20 protein-coding genes are annotated in these 19,803 nt (G+C 70.6%); 8 read left to right on the top strand and 12 right to left on the bottom strand.

Annotated elements, in window-relative coordinates; all coding sequences use genetic code 11:
* Nucleotides 1-56 precede the first annotated feature (56 nt).
* On the top strand, nucleotides 57-1,235 hold the full coding sequence (locus tag OG521_34720; GenBank protein ID WUW25640.1) for a cytochrome P450: 1,179 nt from the start codon (nucleotides 57-59) through the stop codon (nucleotides 1,233-1,235).
* Nucleotides 1,236-1,295: 60 nt separating this feature from the next.
* Here the strand turns inward: OG521_34720 and OG521_34715 are convergent, their stop codons facing one another.
* From OG521_34715 to OG521_34705, 3 genes are read right to left on the bottom strand one after another with little or no spacing between them, the layout of a single operon-like run.
* Nucleotides 1,296-1,904 carry a class I SAM-dependent methyltransferase gene (locus tag OG521_34715; protein ID WUW25639.1) on the bottom strand — a complete coding sequence of 203 codons (609 nt, stop codon included), beginning with the start codon at nucleotides 1,902-1,904 and terminating at the stop codon, nucleotides 1,296-1,298.
* 37 nt (nucleotides 1,905-1,941) lie between these two features.
* Nucleotides 1,942-2,490 carry an NIPSNAP family protein gene (locus tag OG521_34710; GenBank protein WUW25638.1) on the bottom strand — a complete coding sequence of 183 codons (549 nt, stop codon included), beginning with the start codon at nucleotides 2,488-2,490 and terminating at the stop codon, nucleotides 1,942-1,944.
* Entirely contained in the window at nucleotides 2,487-2,963 is a 477-nt protein-coding gene (locus OG521_34705) for a hypothetical protein (protein ID WUW26900.1), read from the bottom strand. The genes OG521_34710 and OG521_34705 overlap by 4 nt, the downstream gene beginning before the upstream one ends.
* A 52-nt stretch (nucleotides 2,964-3,015) precedes the next feature.
* On the opposite strand from OG521_34705, the gene OG521_34700 reads away from it, so the two are divergent.
* Nucleotides 3,016-3,945: a YafY family transcriptional regulator gene (locus tag OG521_34700; GenBank protein WUW25637.1), complete on the top strand. Its 930-nt coding sequence runs from the start codon at nucleotides 3,016-3,018 to the stop codon at nucleotides 3,943-3,945.
* A gap of 14 nt (nucleotides 3,946-3,959) precedes the next feature.
* Here OG521_34700 and OG521_34695 read toward each other — a convergent pair whose 3' ends face one another.
* From OG521_34695 to OG521_34655, 9 genes are all read right to left on the bottom strand, one after another.
* Nucleotides 3,960-5,060: a hypothetical protein gene (locus OG521_34695; protein ID WUW25636.1), complete on the bottom strand. Its 1,101-nt coding sequence runs from the start codon at nucleotides 5,058-5,060 to the stop codon at nucleotides 3,960-3,962.
* Nucleotides 5,051-6,256 carry a hypothetical protein gene (locus OG521_34690; GenBank protein WUW25635.1) on the bottom strand — a complete coding sequence of 402 codons (1,206 nt, stop codon included), beginning with the start codon at nucleotides 6,254-6,256 and terminating at the stop codon, nucleotides 5,051-5,053. Before OG521_34690 ends, OG521_34695 begins: the two co-directional genes overlap by 10 nt.
* A gap of 152 nt (nucleotides 6,257-6,408) precedes the next feature.
* Nucleotides 6,409-7,401 carry an ATPase gene (locus OG521_34685; GenBank protein WUW25634.1) on the bottom strand — a complete coding sequence of 331 codons (993 nt, stop codon included), beginning with the start codon at nucleotides 7,399-7,401 and terminating at the stop codon, nucleotides 6,409-6,411.
* Complete coding sequence (locus tag OG521_34680) at nucleotides 7,392-8,657, bottom strand: 6-phospho-beta-glucosidase (protein WUW25633.1); 1,266 nt, start codon at nucleotides 8,655-8,657, stop codon at nucleotides 7,392-7,394. The genes OG521_34685 and OG521_34680 overlap by 10 nt, the downstream gene beginning before the upstream one ends.
* A gap of 3 nt (nucleotides 8,658-8,660) precedes the next feature.
* Nucleotides 8,661-9,572, bottom strand: a complete 912-nt coding sequence (locus OG521_34675) for a carbohydrate ABC transporter permease (protein WUW25632.1) — start codon at nucleotides 9,570-9,572, stop codon at nucleotides 8,661-8,663.
* A gap of 5 nt (nucleotides 9,573-9,577) precedes the next feature.
* Entirely contained in the window at nucleotides 9,578-10,513 is a 936-nt protein-coding gene (locus tag OG521_34670) for a sugar ABC transporter permease (GenBank protein ID WUW25631.1), read from the bottom strand.
* Between the two features lie 22 nt (nucleotides 10,514-10,535).
* Complete coding sequence (locus tag OG521_34665; protein WUW25630.1) at nucleotides 10,536-11,876, bottom strand: extracellular solute-binding protein; 1,341 nt, start codon at nucleotides 11,874-11,876, stop codon at nucleotides 10,536-10,538.
* Between the two features lie 60 nt (nucleotides 11,877-11,936).
* The gene (locus OG521_34660) at nucleotides 11,937-13,067 is read right to left on the bottom strand and encodes an ROK family transcriptional regulator (GenBank protein ID WUW25629.1); all 1,131 of its coding nucleotides are present in this window, start codon (nucleotides 13,065-13,067) and stop codon (nucleotides 11,937-11,939) included.
* Between the two features lie 296 nt (nucleotides 13,068-13,363).
* Nucleotides 13,364-14,923: an aromatic amino acid lyase gene (locus OG521_34655; protein ID WUW25628.1), complete on the bottom strand. Its 1,560-nt coding sequence runs from the start codon at nucleotides 14,921-14,923 to the stop codon at nucleotides 13,364-13,366.
* A gap of 151 nt (nucleotides 14,924-15,074) precedes the next feature.
* Between OG521_34655 and OG521_34650 the strand changes: the two genes are divergently transcribed.
* The 6 genes from OG521_34650 (at nucleotide 15,075) to OG521_34625 (ending at nucleotide 19,771) form a co-directional block, all read left to right on the top strand.
* Nucleotides 15,075-16,118, top strand: coding sequence for an ABC transporter ATP-binding protein (locus tag OG521_34650; protein WUW25627.1), 1,044 nt, complete (start codon nucleotides 15,075-15,077; stop codon nucleotides 16,116-16,118).
* Nucleotides 16,115-16,765, top strand: a complete 651-nt coding sequence (locus tag OG521_34645; GenBank protein ID WUW25626.1) for an ABC transporter permease — start codon at nucleotides 16,115-16,117, stop codon at nucleotides 16,763-16,765. Before OG521_34650 ends, OG521_34645 begins: the two co-directional genes overlap by 4 nt.
* Before the next feature lie 4 nt (nucleotides 16,766-16,769).
* Nucleotides 16,770-17,441: an ABC transporter permease gene (locus OG521_34640; protein ID WUW25625.1), complete on the top strand. Its 672-nt coding sequence runs from the start codon at nucleotides 16,770-16,772 to the stop codon at nucleotides 17,439-17,441.
* Between the two features lie 11 nt (nucleotides 17,442-17,452).
* Nucleotides 17,453-18,391 carry an ABC transporter substrate-binding protein gene (locus tag OG521_34635; GenBank protein WUW25624.1) on the top strand — a complete coding sequence of 313 codons (939 nt, stop codon included), beginning with the start codon at nucleotides 17,453-17,455 and terminating at the stop codon, nucleotides 18,389-18,391.
* A gap of 144 nt (nucleotides 18,392-18,535) precedes the next feature.
* Nucleotides 18,536-18,976 (top strand): hypothetical protein, encoded by a 441-nt coding sequence (locus OG521_34630; GenBank protein WUW25623.1) that lies wholly within the window; start codon nucleotides 18,536-18,538, stop codon nucleotides 18,974-18,976.
* A gap of 261 nt (nucleotides 18,977-19,237) precedes the next feature.
* Nucleotides 19,238-19,771, top strand: coding sequence for an EF-hand domain-containing protein (locus OG521_34625; GenBank protein WUW25622.1), 534 nt, complete (start codon nucleotides 19,238-19,240; stop codon nucleotides 19,769-19,771).
* The last annotated feature ends 32 nt before the right edge of the window (nucleotides 19,772-19,803 follow it).

Below are 19,803 nucleotides of genomic sequence, written 5' to 3'. Positions count from 1 at the left end.
GCCAGTTGGGCGTGTCGCCGATGACAAGCGGGCGGGGCCGGTTGGAGCCTGAAGGCATGACCGACCCGACTCAGGACCCCCGCTTCCTCCAGGACCCCTACCCCATCTACGCGGCCATGCGGTCCAGTTGTCCGGTGCAGCCCGTGTCCGCCGGGTCCGGTGGGCGCATCAGCTATCTGGTCACCGGCTACGCGGAGGCGCGGGAAGCGCTCGGCGACGCCCGGCTCGCGAAGGACACGGCGGCCTTCTTCGCGGGCAAGGCGACAGGGCGTCGTCTGCACCCCGCGGTGGCGCACACCATGCTGGCCACGGACCCTCCCCAGCACACCCGTCTCCGCAAGCTGGTGACCAAGGCGTTCACGACCGGGGCGGTCGCGGAGCTGCGTCCGTTCATCGCCGAGGTCACCGGCAGTCTGCTGGATCAGTGGCCCGCGGGCGGGCGGTTCGACTTCGTGGCGGGCCTGGCGGTGCCGTTGCCGGTCATCGTGATCTGTGAGCTGCTCGGCGTCCCGGAGGCGGACCGGTCCGACGTCCAGCGCTGGTCCGGTGAGCTGTTCGCGGCGAGCCGGCCCGAGGTCATCGACGCGGCCTCGCACTCCATGGCCGACTACCTGACGGACCTCATCGCGGCCAAGCGCGTGCACCCCGGTGGCTCTGTCCTTGACCGGCTCATCTCGGCGCGTGACGGAGACGACCTGCTGAGCGAGGACGAGCTGGTCTCCCTGGCGGTGCTGCTGCTCGTGGCCGGGCACGAGACCACCGGCAACTTCCTCGGCAACGCCGCGCTGGCGCTTCTCCGGCACCCTGCCGAGCTGGACCGGCTGCGGGAGGACCCGGACGAGGTCCCCGCCGCGCTGGACGAGCTGCTCCGATTCGACTCCCCCGTCAGTACGGCCACCTTCCGGTTCACCACGGAGGGCGTCACGCTCGGCGGTACCGATATCCCGGCCGGTTCTCCGGTGCTGGTCGCTCTGGGGGCCGCGAACCGCGATCCTGCGCGGTTCGCGTCGCCGGACCTGCTCGACCCGGACCGGGACGCAGGCGCTCATCTCAGCTTCGGCCACGGCATCCATCGCTGCGTCGGGGCTCCGCTGGCCAAGGCCGAGGCGGAGATCGCACTCCGCGCGGTGCTGACGCGGTTTCCGGGCATCCGGCTCGCCGTGCCGCCGGACCGACTGGAGTGGCGGCGCACCCGTCTCGTCCGGGGTCTGGCCTCGCTTCCCCTCCTGGCCTGAAGTCCGTCCTGCTGTCCTGCCCCTCCGGCACGGGCTGATGGCGGAACGGAAACCGGTCAGTCAGAGCGTCCGGTGGACACTGACGGCGTAACCGCCGCCGTCGTACGGGTCGGCATCCCAGGTGGCGAACCGGTCGACGAGGGTGAGACCGGCCGCGGTGCAGCAGTCGTCGTAGTCGGACAGCGTGAGACCGGGCGGCACCGGCAGATGGGCTTCGTCCAGGCCGAAGCCGGCGACCAGCAGGCCGCCCGGACGCAGGGCCTTGGACAGGTGCCCGACCACCGTGGCCTCGGTGCCGGGGGCGAGCAACGGGAAGATGTTGCCCGCTGCGACGACGAGGTCGAAGCCCCCTGCGACACCGAGACGGGCCGGCTCGAACTCGGCCAGGTCGGCCCGGAACCAGGGCAGCTCGGGCGCCTGCTTCCGCGCCACCGCCAGCATCGACTCGTCGAGATCCACCCCGACGCAGTCGTACCCGAGTTCCGCGAGCCGGATCATGACGCGTCCGGTACCGCACCCGGCGTCCAGCACCCGCGCTCCGACCGGCACGAGGGCCGCACAGAACCGCGCCTCACCATGCACGTTCTGGCCACTGCGGGCGAGGGTCGCGAACCGTGCGGCGTATTCCTCTCCGGACGCTTTCCCGGCCATATCCGTCCAACGACTCATAAGGCGACTATAGAGCGCCGGTGCCGACTGCCGGAGGCTACGGCCTCACGGGCTCCAGCCGCAGCCGCCGGGCCGGCCAGGGCACCGGCTCGGCCGGTCCGAACCAGACCCGGACCTCCTCCCCGGTGCGTACCGGCAGGAGCGGATAGTCGTTCTCGGCATGCTCGGTGCGGTGCAGTGCGTGTTCCGGGCCCAGGTGCCGGGCGGCGTACGCCTCGAAGCCTGCCGCGTCGGCCGGGTGGCAGATGGTCGCGAGCACCTCGCGTGCGGCGGGCGGAGGTGTGTAACCCGGGCCGCGCAGCAGCAGGACGTCGTCGCTGTCGACCATGGTGGCGTTGGCCGCGTCGCGGAACTCCCGCCAGACGGGACCGGTGTAGAACGCCTCCAGCGCGCGCCGGCGGTGTGCCATGTCGGGGAACGCGCGCAGCCAGACGAATCTGTCCGGATCGTCCAGGTCCCGGAAACGGCCGCCGACGGTGATACCGGCCGACTGCTGGCCGGTGACGAACTCTCGCTCGAAGAGCTCGGTCAGCGTTTCCCTGGCTTCGGGGTGCAGCGTGTACTGACGGAGTTCGACCACGCTCATGCGCCGGCCTGCCCGGTACGGGTGAGGTCCATGGTCCAGTTGAGCTCCCAGGTACGCCCCTCGTCGGCGGAGAACCGCTGCTCCCAGCGAGCGGTGTCCGGGCCGAGGCGGTGCCAGGTGAAGTGCACGCGGATCGGACGGCCCTCGTAGGTGTCCTCGCCGTGGAAGTCGCCGCGGTCGCCGGTGAAGCCGCCGGTCACCGGTGGATCCAGCCGGCCCGTCCGGCTGTCGGACCAGTGGATCGACCAGCGTTCCGCCTCCCGTTCGTAAAGCCGCAGGGTCACGCCCTGACGGCCGAGGGTCGGAAAGGTGATCTCGTCGATGTTGCCGGCGCCCCCGAACAGCGGCCGCACCACCGCGTGCCCGGGGAACTCCGTCCAGGCGCCGGGGCCCGGGCCGAGCGGTGCGGTGAGACGGCGATTGGCCACGTCCCAGGAGCCGTGCAGGAAGTCGAAGTCGTTCATGCGCCGCAGATTAGGGGCACTCCACTGACATCTCCTGTCAGTGGATACGGATACTGGCTCCATGCGTGCGAGCCGACTGGTCACCCTGCTTCTGCTGCTCCAGAACCGGGGCCGGATGACGGCCCGCCAACTGGCCGAGGAGCTGGAGGTCTCCGTCCGGACGGTCTACCGGGACGTCGAGGCGCTCGCCGCCGCAGGCATCCCGCTGTACGGCGATGCGGGCCACGCGGGCGGTTACCGGCTGCTCGACGGCTACCGGACCCGGCTCACCGGACTGACCGCTGACGAGGCGCAGGCCGCTTTCCTTGCCGCGCTCCCCGGGGCCGCGGCCGAACTCGGCCTCGGCACGGCACTCGCCGCCGCCCGGCTCAAGCTGCGGGCCGCCCTGCCCGCGGAGCTGCGCGAGCACGCCGAACGGATTCAGGAACGGTTCCTGCTCGACGCCCCCGGCTGGTACGGCGACGCCGACCGCACGCCGCACCTGCCCGCCGTCGCCGCCGCGTTGTGGGCGCGGCGGACGGTGGTACTGCGGTACCGGCGCTGGCGGGCGCCGGAGGAGATCGAGCGGCGGGTGGAGCCGTACGGACTCGTCCTCAAGGCCGGCCGCTGGTATCTGGTCGCGGGCGGGCCCTCCGGCATCCGTACGTACCGGGTCGACCAGGTCCTGGGGATACGGCAGCTGGACGAGGAGTGCACCGTCCCGGACGGGTTCGGCCTGGCCGCGTACTGGACCGGCTATCTGGCCGCGTTCCGGGAGCGACTGCACACCGGGGAGGCGCTGGTACGGCTCACCCCGCAGGGCTCCCGTAGCCTCGGCGTGACACCGACGGGTGGCGAGTGGACCGAGGTCCGCCTACCCATCGAGTCGGTCGGCCACGCCCACGGGGAATTCCTGCGGCTGGGCACCGACATCGAGGTCCTGGCACCGGCCGAGCTCCGGGACCGCATCGCCACGACCGTACGCACCCTGACCGCGCGCTACGAGGGGTGATTCCCGCACCGGTGTCAGGGGGTGGCGGGTGCCGAGCATGCATGGGCCTTCGCCGAGCGTTCGGCGAACGCCGTGAGGGCGGCACGCTCGTAGGCGAGGTCCGCGTCATCCCGCGGGTACGTGCGGTCATCCGCCTTCTCGTAGGAGGGCCGCAAGGTGAACAAGGCCCGGCCGTCATGGCACTTGGCCGTCGTCCAGCTGATCCGTCCGTCACCGTCGCGGTAGTGCGCGGGTGTCCCGGTGTCCGGTGTGTCCTCATCCCGCTCGTGCCCGAGCAGCCGCTCCTGGGCATAGGAGCCGTAGTCCGCCTCGAGTACGTAGCGTGTGCTGAGGCCGGCGTCGGCGAGCCGGCACGTTTCGTGCGGGGCTCCCCCGCGGGCGGTCTCGGTGGCGATCGCCATGCCGTGCGCGGCGGGGACGCCGGAGCAGGTTCCGTCGGCTGTGCCGAGCGGCTTGTACTCGTCCTCGTTCACCGGCAGGCCGAGGCTGCTGACCGGCTTTCCGAGCTTTGCCCCGCAGTGTCGCTTCCTGGATGCCTGGGCCGCGGTGGAGGTGGCGATCCTGGCGAACGCCGGCCGTGCGGCAGGATCGTCCGGTGACGTGTCGAGCGTTGTCTCCACGGTGACGGACAGGCCGTCGGTGCCGCTGTCTCCGGTGCACTTGAGGACCAGGCTCGTGGTCACCTTCTCGTCCTCGTCGGCCCCGAAGACGTCCGACGACCCGAAGGATTTCGGTGCGGCCCCGAAGAGACCCGTCCATCCGTGGCCGACCGGCACGGCGAGTGCGCGCGGCGACCCCGTGTAGAGGGTGTCGTCCAGGCGCTGTCCGACCTGCGCGGTGTCGAGAACCCGGATCGTGGCGGTGCCGCCGTCACTGACGTGCACCTCGCAGGCCACCAGGCCCGCGCCGCGCTGTTCGTGCTCGACCTCGACGTCGCCCGGCCCGAGGACGCCGCGCACCGTGTTCCGGTCGAGCAGCCCGTCGCAGGCTCCGTCGAGCGCCGACTCGTCGCTCCAGCGCTGGAAGTCGCCGTGCACCAGGAGATATCCGGCGACGACAGCGGCCACTGCCACCAGGGCGGCGACCGCTCGCAGGACCGTCCGCCTCACCGCCATCCCTCCACCTCTCCAAGGATCCTGGTGTCATGACACCGCTGCTGCGCGGGCCAGTTGTCGGGGGAGGCGAGGTAACTGTCCATCAACTTCCGGACGTCCTTGGAGAACGTGGTCCGCTCCGCCTCGGTGAGCGTGTAGGCGCTGAGGTCGGACGTCTCCCGGTCGACGGTGACACGGTGGTAGGCCGCTCCCGCGGCACACTCGGACCGCGCCCACAGGGCGAGTTCGTGGGGCTCCGATTCGGGGATGGCCCTGGTCCGCTCCCCTTCGCGGAAGGTGTAGCTGTCACCGGTCCGGTTGTACTGGCCGTCGGCGGACCGGCCGAGCGGCCCGGCCCAGCTCGCCGCCGAGACACTGACGACCGCGTTGTCGGACGGTGCCGGATCGGTGCTCGTCGGGTCCTCGCGGTCCAGGACGGTGGCCTCGCAGACGCTCAGCAGCCGTGAGTCCTGGAGATCGCCGGCGGCGGTCCACTTGCCGGGGAAGCCCGCACGCCTGCCGAGTCCTTTGCACTTCTCCACGCCCAGACCCGGCTCGTCGATCCCCACGACCTTCATGTTGCCCCCGTCCGCGTCCGAGGTGACATGGGCCTCATACGTGTCGACGACCCGCGTGGGAACCTTCAGCGGGGAGCCGCCGCACTTCTGAGCCGCCGTGATCCCGTTGGCCACCTGGACGGCGGTGCGGAAGTCCGCGAGATACTCCGCCGGCTTGCCCTTGCCGGAGACGGGCAGATCGACCGCGGCCGTGACATACATGCCGGACACCTCGCGGACCCGCCCCTCGATCCCGCCGGGGCACTCGGCGACGACCCACGACCGCCCGTCCTCGCCGACCCTGCCGGTGACCCCGGGCGCCTCGTACCCGTCGTCGTCACCGCCGGGCAGGATGTCCTCGGCCCGCACGGTCATCGGCAGCCGGGAGATGAGCGCGACGGCCCGCACCCGCACCGACCCGTGCCCCGGCCAGGTGACGGAGCAGTTCAGCAGGGAGCGGCTGTCCTCGTCGGGCTCCAGCATGGTGCCGTACTCACTCACCACGCCCGCGGTGTCGCCGGGCACGGCGCCCCGCAGCTCCTCGTACGGCAGAAGACCCGCGCAGGCGCGCTTCAACTGCGCCCGGTTCGCCGCCGCATGATCACCGCCGTCCGCGCGGTCGACACCGAGGAAGAACACCACCCCGGTGACCGACAGCACGAACGGCAACCCTATGAACAGCGGCTTGCGCAACCATGGCGGCACCCGGCCCACGGAGCGGTCCCCCTCCCGGTACTACCGGCGGGACATCGTCATCACCGGCGGATCAAGGTCTGGAACCTACCAGAGCCGCGGCGGACCCGGGCAGCGCGTCACCGCGGGGCGGCCGTCCCGTAGTGGGCCCTGGTGCGGGCATGTGCCGCCGGGTCCGCCCCCACGGCGTCGAGCCCCAGCAGTGCCGATCCCAGCACGGGCCGTTCGGTGACCACCCGCACCTCGGCCAGCGGAGCCCGCTGCGCCAGCAGGGCGCGGATGCGGTCGTCCAACTGGGCGTGGCGGGCCGCCAGGACGCTGCCGCCCAGGAGCACGGGCACCTTCTCCTTGAGCAGGCCGAGTCGGGCAAGGGCGACGGTGGACATCGCCACGACCTCGTCCGCCATCCGGTCCACCACGGCACGCGCGACCCGGTCCCCGTCCGCGGCCGTCGCGAAGAGCACCGGCGTCAGCTCGTGCCTGCGGTGCGGAGCGAGGTGTGCGAGGTGCAGGGCTTCGATCAGGGCGTACATGGACGGGAGCCCGAAGTGGGCGGGCAGCGTCCGCATCAACGCGGTGGGCTCGCCGCGGCCGTCCTCGGCGCGTGCGGCGAACCACAGCGCCTCCTCGGCCAGGCCGCCGCCGCCACCCCAGTCCCCGGAGAGACGGCCGATGGCGGGGAAGCGCGCGGTCCTGCCGTCGGGCAGCATGCCCGCGCAGTTGATCCCTGCGCCGCACACCACGGCCACGCCCCGCGGCTCGGCATCCTCCGTCAGGCCGGCCCGCAGCACCGCGAAGGTGTCGTTGCGGACGTCGACGCTCCGGGCCCAGCCCCGGCGTCGGATCGCCTCCTCCAACTGCTTCTCCTCGACCGGGAGATCGGCGTTGGCGAGGCACGCCGACACATGGCCGACGTCGGTGACGCCCGCTGCCGCCAGCGCCTTCCCGGCCGCGTCGGCGAGGACGTCCACCGCGGGCTCGACGCCCACCCGGGGCGGCTGGAAGCCGCCGCCCCGGGCCGCGCCGAGGACTGTGCCGTCAACGGCGACGACGGCGACGTCCGTCTTGCTGTTCCCCGCGTCGACTGCGAGGAGTGCGGCGGTCAGGCCCACGCGAGGTGCTCCCGGTTGTGCGCGATCAGCTTGTCGGTGAGCGCCTCGGCGTACTCGAACTGGCCGATCAGGGGGTGTGCGAGCAGCGCCTTGAACACCCGGTCGCGGCCGCCGCGCAGCGCGGCCTCCAGCGCCAGGTCCTCGTACGCCGTCACGTTCGCGATCAGACCGGCGTACAGCGGGTCCAGGTCCGGCACGGCCAGCGGCGTGGCCCCCTTCGCGTCGATGGCGGCCTGCACCTCGATGACCGCGTCGTCGGGGAGGAACGGCAGGGTGCCGTTGTTCGCCGTGTTGACGACCTGGAGGGGCGAACCGCCCGAGCCGAGCAGGCCCGATGCGAGGTCGACGGCCGCCTCGGAGTAGAAGGCGCCGCCGCGCTTGGCGAGCAGTGCGGGTTTCTCGTCCAGTGCCGGGTCGCCGTACATCGCGAGGAGTTCCTTCTCCATCGCGGCGACCTCGGCGGCCCGGGAGGGCTTGGTCCCGAGCTCCCGCACGACCTCGTCGTGCGCGTAGAAGTAGCGCAGGTAGTACGAAGGGACGACCCCGAGCCGGTCCACGATCGCCCGCGGCATGCGCAGATCGGCGGCGAGGGCGTCGCCGTGTTCGGCGATCAGGCGGGGCAGGACGTTCTCGCCCTCGGGGCCGCCCAGACGCACCCCGAGCTCCCATGTCAGGTGGTTGAGGCCGACGTGGTCGAGGTGGATCTCACCCGGCGTGACGTCCAGCAGCCGGGCGAACTTGCGCTGGAAACCGATCGCCACGTTGCACAGGCCGACGGCCTTGTGACCGGCCTGGAGCAGGGCGCGGGTGACGATGCCGACCGGGTTGGTGAAGTCGATGATCCACGCGTCCGGGTTGGCGCGGCGGACACGTTCGGCGATGTCCAGGACGACGGGGACGGTGCGCAGGGCCTTGGCGAGGCCGCCGGCGCCGGTGGTCTCCTGGCCGATGCAGCCGCACTCCAGCGGCCACGTCTCGTCCTGGTTGCGGGCGGCCTGGCCGCCCACGCGCAGCTGGAGCAGGACCGCGTCGGCGTCCGCGACGCCCGCGTCGACGTCCGAGGTGGTGACGATCCGGCCGGGGTGGCCCTGCTTGGCGAAGATCCGCCGCGCGAGCCCTCCGACCAGGTCCAGCCGGTCGGCCGCCGGATCGACGAGCACCAGCTCCTCGATCGGCAGGGTGTCCCGCAGCCGCGCGAATCCGTCGATCAGTTCAGGTGTGTAGGTGGACCCGCCACCCACTACTGCGAGCTTCATCAATCAGCCCTTTACTCCGGTGAGTGTGACGCCTTCGACGAAGGCCTTCTGTGCGAAGAAGAAAACGATGACGACCGGCACCATGACGAGCAGCGTCGCGGCCATGGTCAGGTTCCAGTTGACGCTGTGGGCGCTCTTGAAGGACTCCAGTCCGTAACTGAGCGTCCAGGCACCCGGGTTCTGGGCCGCGTAGATCTGCGGCCCGAAGTAGTCGTTCCAGCAGTAGAAGAACTGGAACAGTGCGATGGCGGCGATCCCCGGCTTGGCCATCGGGACGATGATCTTCAGCAGCGTGCGGAGTTCCCCGCAGCCGTCGACGCGGGCCGACTCGATGTACTCCTTGGGGATGGTCAGCAGGAACTGCCGCAGCAGGAAGATCGAGTACGCGTCGCCGAACGCCATCGGGATGATCAGCGGCCACAGCGTGCCCGAGAGGTGGAACTGCTGGGCCCACACCAGGTACATGGGGATCACGATGACCTGGGGCGGGAGCATCATCGTGGAGATGACGAGGATCATCAGGCCCCGCCGGCCGCGGAAGCGGAACTTGGCGAGCGCGTAGGCGACCGGGACGGCCGAGCAGACGGTGAAGAGCGTGCCGAGCCCGGCGTACATCAGGGAGTTCTTCCACCAGGTGAGGAAGCCCTCCGTACGGAAGACGGCCGTGTAGTTCTCCCAGTGCCAGGAGCTGGGCCAGAGGTCCCCGCTCATGGCCTGCGCGTCGCTCATCACGGACGTCAGGAACACGAAGACGAACGGCAGGACGAACAGCAGCGCGACGGCCAGGGCCACGCTGTGCACGGCGATCCAGTTCAGCACGCGCTTGCGGCGAGCGCGGGCGGCTTCGGGGCCCTGCGCGCGCGAGGTGGACGGGGGCCTGGTGGCCGCCGGGGCTTCGATGGTCGTAGTGGTCACCGGAATCAGTCCTCCGCCGAGAGCAGGCCCGAGCGCTTACGCATGAGCAGCATGGTCACGGCCATCGCGATGGCGAACAGCACGAGCGACAGAACGCACGCCGCGCCGGTGTTGAAGTTCTGGAAGCCCATCGAGTAGACGAGCTGGGGAACAGTGAGAGTCGAGTGGTCCGGGTAGCCGGGCTGGATGACCGAGCCCGGGCCGATCGAGACCCCGGAGGCGAGCTTCCCGGCCACCAGGGCCTGTGTGTAGTACTGCATCGTCTGGACGACGCCCGTGACGACCGCGAACATCACGATCGGGGTGATGGCCGGCCAGGTGACGTAGCGGAACCTCGCCCATGAGCCCGCGCCGTCCAGCTCCGCGGCCTCGTACTGCTCCTTCGGCACGTCCAGCAGGGCGGCCATGAAGATCACCATCAGGTCGCCGATCCCCCACAGGGAGAGCATGACCAGGGACGGCTTGGCCCAGCTGGGGTCGTTGAACCAGTTGGGGCCGTCGATCCCGACGGCGGAGAGTATGCCGTTGACCGGGCCGGTCGCCGGGTTGAGGAGAAAGACGAAGGCGACGGTCGCGGCGACCGGGGGCGCCAGGTACGGGAGGTAGAAGGCGGTGCGGAAGAGGCCGGGGCCGGTCTTGATCTTCGTGATCAGCAGGCCGAGCGTCAGTCCGAAGACCACCCGCAGCGCCACCATGATCACGACCAGCCAGAGGGTGTTCCACAGGGCGGGTCCGAACAGGGGCATCTGCTCGAAGACGTAGGTCCAGTTCCGGAGGCCGACGAAGGTCGGCGCCTGGATCTGGTTGTAGTGCATGAAGGAGAAGTAGACGGTGGCGATCAGCGGATAGGCGAAGAAGACGCTGAACCCGATCAGCCACGGGGAGAGGAAGCCGAGCGTGCGCAGTCTGCGCCGCGCCGGCGTGGAAAGGGTGAGGGCCATGGTGTGGTGCTCCCGGCGTCGGTCAGCTCTTCGACTGGAGGGTGTCTGCGTCGATCTGTTCGTCGAGCTCGCGCAGCCCCTTGTGCAGGTCGGGGATCCGCCCCGCCTCGGCGGAGTAGGAGAAGTCCTGCAGCGACGTGATGTACATGCCGCCGTTGGTGGACTGCGGCATGGCTTGGCTGTACTTGTTCTGCGCGATGTCGATGAACGTCTTGAACGTCGGATCGGCGTCCAGGTCGGGCGACTTCAGCGCCGCGTACGTCGAGGGCACGTTGTGGATCGCGTTGGCGAAGTCGACCACCTGGCGGGTGTCCGTCGTCAGGAAACTGACCAGCTCCCAGGCCGCGTTCTGGTGCTTGCTGCTGTGGCCGATGCCGGTGACCGTGCCGGTCAGGTAACCGCGCCCGTAGGTGTCCGCCTGGTCGTCGGGCACCGGGAGCGGGGCGACGCCCCAGTCGAAGCCGGCCTTGGCCTCGTTCAGCATCAGGCCGCGCCACTCGCCGTCGAGGTGCATGGCGAGTTTCCCGGTGAGGAAGGCGTTCTGCGCGGACATCTCGTCACCGAACGAGGTACGGAACTTCTCCAGCGCCCCGTACCCGCCCTGTGCGTCGGCGAGTTGGTGTGTCACGCGGTAGAAGTCCGTGGTGGCCTTCTGGTCCGCGAGGACCGAGTTGCCCTGCTTGTCGAAGTACGTGGGGCCCCACTGGCCGAACAGCCGGTCCGGACTGTTCTGGTAGAGGCGGAAGTTGGGCATGAAGCCGACCTGTTTGTACGACCCCTTGCCGGAGCGCACGGTCAGCTTCTTCGCGTCGCGCACGAACTCCGACATCGTCCGCGGCGGACGCGCGATGCCCGCCTCCTTGAACTCGTCCTTGTTGTAGTACATGCCGAAGGCGTCCGCGAGCAGCGGCAGAGCGCACTGCTTGCCCTCGAAACTCGTGTACTGCAGAAGGCTCTTGGGGAAGACCTTCGTCTTGTCGACGCCGGTCTTGCGCAGGAACGGGTCGAGGTCCGCCCACATCCCGGAGTCGCAGTACTGGCCGACGTTGTTGGTGGTGAACGAGGTGACCACGTCGGGCGAGCTGTCGCCACCGGCGCGCAGGGCCTGGTTGATCGTGGCGTCGGTGACGTTGCCGGTCGCCTGGACGTGGATGTTCGGGTGGAGCTTCTCGAAGCGGGCGATCGAGTCGTTGATCGCCTTCACTTCACCGGGCGCCGACCAGCCGTGCCAGAACTTCAGGGTGACGGGGGCGGTCGCGTCGTCCTCGGCGCTGCCGACGCCGGGGTTGGCGCAGCCGGACAGGAGCAGTCCGGCCGTGGCGATCGCCGCGGACGCGCACGTGCGTATGCGCCATCGCTGCATGGCGGCTTCCTTTGCGGTGGTCTCCCCCGCTGGGGAGTACGGAAGGGGGGACGGTGGGGATCAGGCGGAGGTGTCGAAGACGGTGTGGCGGGCCCGGGTGAGGGCGCGGCGCAGGGCTCCGATGAGGATGGGGTCGCCGTCCAGGTCGCTGATGCGGAGCTCGGGCCGGGGAAGTGCGAGGCCGGTCATCTCCTGCTCCACGAGGGCACGGAGTGGTTCGCCGCCGGCCTGGGCGACTCTGCCCGACAGCACGACGAGGTCGGGGTCGACCACGGCGACGACCGAAGCCAGGCCGGAGGCCAGCCGGCGGGCCAGCTCCTCGCGTACGGAGTCGTCGGCGAGCGCGTCCTCCAGCGAGGCGGCGCCGCCGGCGAGCCGTCGTACGGCGGCCGCGGCGACGAGGCTCTGGAAGCCGCCCCCGGCGTCCCGGCCGGTCTGTACCGCCTGCTCACGCGCGAGGGGTGCGCCGGGCAGGGGCATGTAGCCGATCTCGCCCGCTCCCCCGGTCGCGCCGCGCAGCAGTGTTCCTCCGAGCACGATGGCGGCGCCGACGCCCTCGTCGATCCAGGCCAGCACGTAGTTGTCCCGGCCCTGTGCGGCCCCGTCGTACTGCTCGGCGAGCGCGGCGAGGTTGACGTCGTTCTCGATGTCCACCGGGGTGCCCAGCACCTCGGCGAGTTCGCCGCGCAGGGTGCGGGAGTGCCAGCCGGGCAGGTGGGGGGCGTAGCGGAGCTGTCCGGTGCGGGGGTCGATGGCTCCCGGCGTACCGATGACGGCGGCGGAGATGTCGTCGTGCCCGAGCCCGGCCCGGCCGAGCGCCCCGTCGACGGCCTCGCTGACGAGCTGGGCGGTGCGGTGGCGCACGTCCTCGGCGACGGCACTGGCCGCGATGTGACAGCGGCCGGCCTCACGTCCGGCGATGTCGGCGACGATCGCGGTGATGCCGGTGGGGCCCGCGGACAGGGCCGCGACATGCCCGGCGGAGGGGTCGACCTCGTAGAGCAGTGCGTTCGGACCGGGGCCACCGGTCTTCGCCCCGACCGCCCTGGCGAGCCCGGCGCTCTGCAGGCGCTCCAGCATCTGCGAGATCGTCGCCTTGGAGAGCCCGGTGAGCTCACCGATGCGCGCCCGGGTCAGGGTCCCGTGCGCCGCGAGGAGGTCCAGGGTCGCGCGGTCGTTCATCGCACGCATGGTGCGCGGGGTACCCGGAGTTCCCCTCACCGGAGCGGCCATGGAGTGACTCCTCTTGAATAGTTAGGACACTTTCCGATCTATTCGAGGAATGTAGGTCCGGTCCGGAGGGGCGTCAAGGGGTGTTCTCCCAGCAGATTCACGAAGAACTTCCGGGATCACTCAGGACAAGTCGTCGTATGTCGACGACGTCGAAACGAGCTGTCCGCACCCCGGGCGCGGGCCCCGGCGCAACCGGGGCGGGCGGGGCGGAGCCGTCATCGGCCTCCCCGGCCCGGCGCCCGCTCATCGCCGGCTCAGCGCGTCCTCCTGACCACACCCGCGCCGTCGAAGGCCGCCCCGCTCCCCGACCCGAGGTCCAGCCACAGGTCGGTGAACCGGTCGAGCAGCCCGGCAGCCACCGTCACATCGTCCGTCAACGGCCGGTCGGCCAGCTCCGCATCGAGCACCGAGTCCGCCAGCCCGAAGGCGCGGCCGACCGGCAGTTCCGGGTCGAGCCGCATGTCGCGCTGACGCAACGTCCGTACGGCCGCGACGAGTTCACAGCCGATGACGAGCCGGAACGCCTCGCACGCCCGCAGCGTCTGGCGCGCCGCCAGCGAGGCGAAGCTGGCCTGCTCCTCGACGCCTCGCGAGAGCACCGCGTGGCCGAGCGACGCGGGCGCACAGAAGGCCCGCAGGTCCCCGAGCGCCGCCCCCGCCGCGTACTCGAGGATCATCACGCCCGAGGAAGCCGGTTCGCCGTCCGCGAGGAACGGCCGCAGACGGGTGAAGCCCGGTTCGTTCAGCGACGAGAGCCGCGAGGTCGACAGGCGTGCCACCTGCGTCACCGCCAGCCTGAAGTGGTCCAGGGCAAGGGCGAGTTGAGCGATGTAGAAGCCGCCGTGGTGGTAGGCCGACATGTCGTCCGGCGAGATCAGCGGGTTCTCGGCCGCCGCGTTGATCTCGACCGCGAGGACGTCCTCCAGCGCGTCCGCCGCGTCGTGCGCGGGGCCATGGATCTGCGGCACGCAGCGGAGCCCGTACGGGTCCTGGATCCGGCCGAGCGGTGGCCTGGGGCGGTCGGGTGCGCCGAGCAGCTGCCGCATCCGTTCCGCGACCGCGTACGAACCGGCGTGCCGCCGCCCCTCGTGCACGGGCAGCGCGTACGCCTCGTACGAACCGTCGATCGCCATCAGGGACAGTGCCGCGACCACCTGCGTGGCCGCGATGAGCCCACGCAGCTCGTGCACGGCCAGGGCGGACTGGCCGAGGGTGAGGGCATTGCTGCTGATCAGGGCGAGGGCGTCGTTGTTGTCGAGGGGCTGCGGATCTGGCGCCGCCCCCGCTCCCCGCCAGGGGTGTTCGCCCGCCAGCGCGAGCCCCATCTGCGCGAGCGCGGCGATGTCGCCGGTGCCGACCGAGCCGAATTCGTTGACCTGCGGGCAGGCGCCGGTCTCCAGTGCCTCGCAGAGCGCCGTGACGACGGTGGGGCGCAGGCCGGCGCCGCCCGCGAGCAGCTGGTTGGCGCGGACCGCGAGCATGGCGCGGACCTGCCGTGCGGGCAGCTCCCGGCCGATCGCTCCGGCATGGCTGCGCAGCAGTCGCAGGCCGTGGTCGGCGGCCGCCTCCGTCGGCACGGACTCGTTCCGGTTGGCACCCACGCCGGTGGAGCGGCCGTAGACGCGACCCCACGAGGCGATCTGCCGAGCGGCGTTCCACGAGGTCTCCACACGCTTCATGCCATCGGCTGCCGGGACGGGCCTTGCGGCGGATTCGGCCAGACGTACGACATCTGCGACCATCAGTCCGCGGCCGTCCAGGACGACGATCGCGCCGCTGTCGCCGGCGACCCCGTCCACGATATGAGACGACATCAGTGGTGATTCCTCCTCAATCAGGCGCTCAGTCTTGCCCTGCGGCCACTTGTTACCGGGGATTTACGTCCGGGCGGCGACGACCTATTGACAATCTATTCAGTCACCGAGAACTCTGCATGATGATATGCAGTCGGGCAAGGGACTCCTCATGATCCAATTCGACCAGGTCCACAAGCGCTTCCCGAACGGCACAACGGCGGTGCACGACCTCACCCTTGAGATGCCGGAGGGTGGCGTGACCGTCCTCGTCGGATCTTCCGGTTGCGGAAAGACGACGACGCTCCGGATGATCAACCGGATGGTCGATCCGAGCTCCGGGACGATCAGGGTCAACGGCAAGGACGTCCTGGAGCAGGACGCCGCCGAGCTGCGCCGCTCCATCGGCTACGTCATCCAGCAGTCCGGGCTCTTCCCGCACCGCACGGTCCTGGACAACATCGCGACCGTGCCGCTCCTGCTCGGCTGGGGACGCAAGAAGGCGCGGGCACGCGCGTCGGAGCTCCTGGAGACGGTCGGCCTCTCCGCCGACGCCGGGAAGCGCTACCCGCATCAGCTCTCCGGCGGCCAGCAGCAGCGCGTCGGCGTGGCCCGCGCGCTCGCCGCGGACCCGCCGGTACTTCTGATGGACGAGCCGTTCGGTGCCGTCGACCCCGTGGTCCGCACCCAGCTCCAGGACGAACTTCGGCGCCTCCAGCGGGAGTTGAACAAGACCATCGTCTTCGTCACGCACGACATAGACGAGGCCGTACGGCTCGGCGACCGCATAGCCGTCTTCCGTACCGGCGGCCACCTCGTCCAGTGCGCCACCCCCGCGGAACTCCTGGCCCGCCCCTCGGACGCCTTCGTCGCGGACTTCCTGGGCGCGGAACGCGGACTGAAGCTGCTGTCCCTGACGACGCTCGCGGAGGTCCCCCAGGGGCCCGCACCCGAGGGCACCCGCTGGCAGCTGGCCCTCGACACCGCCCGCAAGCCACTGGCCTGGCGCGACACCGAGACGGACACGGAGTCCCCGGTCCGCCCGCTGCGGGACACGGACTCGCTCCTCTCGGCCCTCAACGAGTCGGTCTCCGTGCCGAGCGGCCTGGTCGCACGGATCGACGCGGACGGCGTCCTCACCGGCGTGACGTCCCGCGAGGACATCCACGAACACGCGGGGCACGTGCACAGCGAGGCGAGCAGGATGGCCGCATGACCGTCGACTGGTCGTGGATATCCGACCACTCCGGCGATCTCACCACCCTGACGCTCTCCCACCTCCAGGCCGCCCTCACCGCCGTACTCCTCGGCCTGGTCATCTCGCTCCCCCTGGCCGTGATCGCACACCGCGTACCCGGACTGCGCGGGCTTCTGCTCGGCCTGTCGAACGTGCTGTTCACCATCCCGTCCATCGCCGTCTTCGTGCTCCTCCTGCCGGTCAGCGGGCTCACCCGCACCACCACCGTCATCGGCCTGACGATCTACACCCTCGTCGTGCTCCTGCGGAACACCGTCGAGGGTCTGGACTCCGTCCCCGCCAAGACCAGGGAAGCGGCGAAGGCCATGGGCACCAGGCCGCTGCGCACCCTGCTCACCGTCGAGCTGCCCCTCGCCCTTCCGGTGATCATGGCGGGCGTGCGGATCGCGACGGTGATGGCCATCTCGCTCGTCTCCGTGGCGACGTACATCGGCGACGGCGGCCTGGGACAGCTCTTCACGGACGGGTTCCAGCGCAACTTCCCCACCCCCGTCATCGTCGGCGTCGTCCTGACCCTGCTTCTCGCGCTCGTCGCGGACGCGCTGCTCGTCGCCCTCCAGTACGTCCTCACTCCCTGGACCCGCCGGCAGAAGCAGAGGGCCTGATCCGATGTACGAACTCCTCAAGGGCCTCGGCGCCTGGCTGGTCAGCAGTGAACAGTGGACGGGCCCCGACGGCATCGGGCACCGCCTCGCCGAACACCTCCAGTACTCCCTGCTCGCCACCCTCGTCGCCGCCGCCATCGCACTGCCCGTCGGGCTGCTCATCGGACACACCGGGCGCGGCGCCTTCCTCGCCATCAACCTGTCCAGTTTCGGACGCGCGCTGCCCACGGTCGGGCTCGTCGTGCTGGTCTTCCTCGCCAGCGGCCTCTCCATGTGGCCGGTCTACATCGCCCTCGTGGCGCTCGCCGTGCCGTCCATCGTCACCAACACGTACGCCGGGATGACCGCGGTCGACCCCGACGTACGGGACGCGGCGCGCGGCCAGGGCATGCGAAGGCACCAGGTCCTCTTCCAGGTCGAGCTCCCCCTCGCGCTCCCCCTGATCATGACCGGGCTCAGGCTCGCGCTCATCCAGGTCGTCGCGACGGCCACCATCGCCGCGTACGTCTCCTTCGGCGGGCTCGGCCGGTACGTCTTCGACGGGCTCGCCCAGCGCGACCTCGTGCAGGTGCTCGGCGGCGCCGTGCTCGTGGCGGTCGTCGCCGTCGTACTCGATCTCGCGCTCTCCGTACTCCAGCGCACCCTCTTCCGCCACCGCCCCGCCAAGTCGGCCTAGGAGCAAGCACCATGAACCGCAGGACTCTCCTCGGCGGGCTCTTCGCCGCCGCCTCCGTCCCCGCACTCGCCTCCTGCAGCGGTGGCATCACCTCCCTCGACGGACAGGGCTCCGGCGGCGGAGGCGGAGGCGGAGGCTCCAGCAAGGACGGCGTCACCATCGGCACCGCCAACTTCACCGAGAACCAGGTCCTCGGGTACCTCTACGCCGCCGCCCTCGAAGCAGCCGGCGTGAAGACCACCGTCCGCCCCAACCTCGGCACCCGCGAGATCCTCATCCCCGCCCTCAAGGGCGGCGACATCGACCTGCTGCCCGAATACCAGGGCGCCCTGCTCCACTACCTCGACACCAAGGCCACGGCCACCGAGGAGGGCGAGATGCAGAACGCCCTCGCCATGGCCCTTCCGCGCGGCCTGCAGATCCTGCCCTACGGCACGGCCGAGGACTCCGACGCCTTCGTCGTCACCCGCGAGACCGCCCGGAAGTACCGCCTCACGTCCCTGGCCGACCTCGCCGAACACAACGGCAAGCTCGTCATCGGCGCGGCGCCCGAGGTCAAGAAGCGCGCGGTGGGCGCGGTGGGCCTCAAGGACGTGTACGGCGTGGAGTTCAAGGAGTTCAAGTCCCTGGACTCCTCGGGGCCGCTCGTCAAGGGCGCCCTGAAGAAGGGCGACGTCGACGTCGCGAACCTCTTCACCACCGACACCGACATCGTCGCGGAGCACTGGGTCGTCCTCACCGACCCCAGGAACCTGATCCCCGGCCAGCACATCGTCCCCCTCGTCGCCGACCGCAAGGCCGACTCGACGGTCCGCAAGGCACTCGCCCGCCTCGGCAACGCACTGACGACCAAGGACCTCACCGAGCTCAACCGCCTGGTGGACAAGGACAAGAAGGACCCGGAGGACGTGGCGAACGACTGGGCGGCACAGCACGGAATCAAGAAGTAGCCGCCCCGGGCGCGAGCGGCACGGCACGCAGGTCAAGGCATCGGTGACGTTGTTCGCCGGACGTCGCGGCTTTGGACGGCCGGTCTCACGACATTGCCGGGGCCTGATGCGCGGGCCGGCGGCCGGGCAGGCTACTTTGCTCGGATGAGTCTTCTTGATGATGTGGCCGAGCGCGACGGCTGGCGATGCTGGGTCTGCGACGAAGCGGTCGACCCCGACGAGTCGGTGAACGACCCGCGGGGCCCCAGCGTCGACAGCCGGACCGCCGACCGGAAGGCCAAGGTCGCCGAACGGCTCGCACACCGCGGATGCAACACCCGCAAGGGCGCGGTCAAGGTGGTCATCGCCTGGCCGGACAGCCTGTACGTGGTCGAACCCGCGCCGCTGGTCACCGTTGCCCAGAGGCTGGAGCGCAAGGGGGGCCGCGAGATGGTGGGCCGGTGCCCGACCCGCCGCGACGCCCAGGAAGCGGCGGACTGGCTGGTGGACCGGTTCTCCCGGCTGGTACCGGGGCTGCCCGTGACCGCCGACATCGAGCCGGGCGGCGGTCAGTTCCTCGTCATCCTGGCCACCGGCCGCCGGTGACCGGGGCGCACTCGCGTCGAGCTGGTCCGAGTGCGACGGCCGGCTGACGCGATCTGTGCGGCGTCCGGGGTGTCACGCTGAACTACGCCTCGACCGCGTCCCGCAGGCCTGGCCCGCGCGTACGAACTGGTTGTCGGCGAACTCACTTCCTCCGGCAGCGGACGTCTCCTCACCGTCACGTTTCTCCCCCTGCACGGTTACGCAGGTGCACTCACTGAGCCGAGTCCGGGATCGACGGACCGTAGGAGACAGGTGACGGACATGCGAACTGAGGCCACCGAGAGGGTCGAGTTGATCTTCTCCCTCTTCGACGCCAACGGCAACGGGGTCCTCGACGCCGACGACTTCGACCTCATGACGGGACGTGTCCTGGAGGTGGCGGTCGCGTCGGACGACGGCGCCAGGGTGGCCATCCGAGCCGCGTTCCGGCGTTACTGGACCACGCTGGAAACGGAGTTGGACGCCAACGGCGATGGCGTGATCTCCCTCGACGAGTTCCGTCCGTTCGTGCTCGACCCCGAGCGGTTCGGTCCCACGATCACCGAGTTCGCCGAGGCGCTCGCCGCACTCGGCGACCCCGACGGGGACGGTCTGATCGAGCGCCCGCTCTTCGTGTCGCTGATGACGGCGATCGGCTTCGCGGAGGCGAACATCCACGCCCTTTTCGACGCCTTCGGCCCGGACGCCGGGGACCGCGTCACCGTGACCACATGGGCCAGGGGCATCGAGGACTACTACGCGCCGGACCTGGGCGGGATCCCGGCCGACCAACTGGTGGCTGTCCGGGCCGTCTGACACGGCCAGGACCTGAGCGTCCCGGGGCACTG

This window comes from Streptomyces sp. NBC_01463 (assembly GCA_036227345.1).
Taxonomy (GTDB): Bacteria; Actinomycetota; Actinomycetes; order Streptomycetales; family Streptomycetaceae; genus Streptomyces.
The sequence above is the reverse complement of the archived record's forward strand: the minus strand, read 5'-3'. Positions and strand labels throughout refer to the sequence as shown.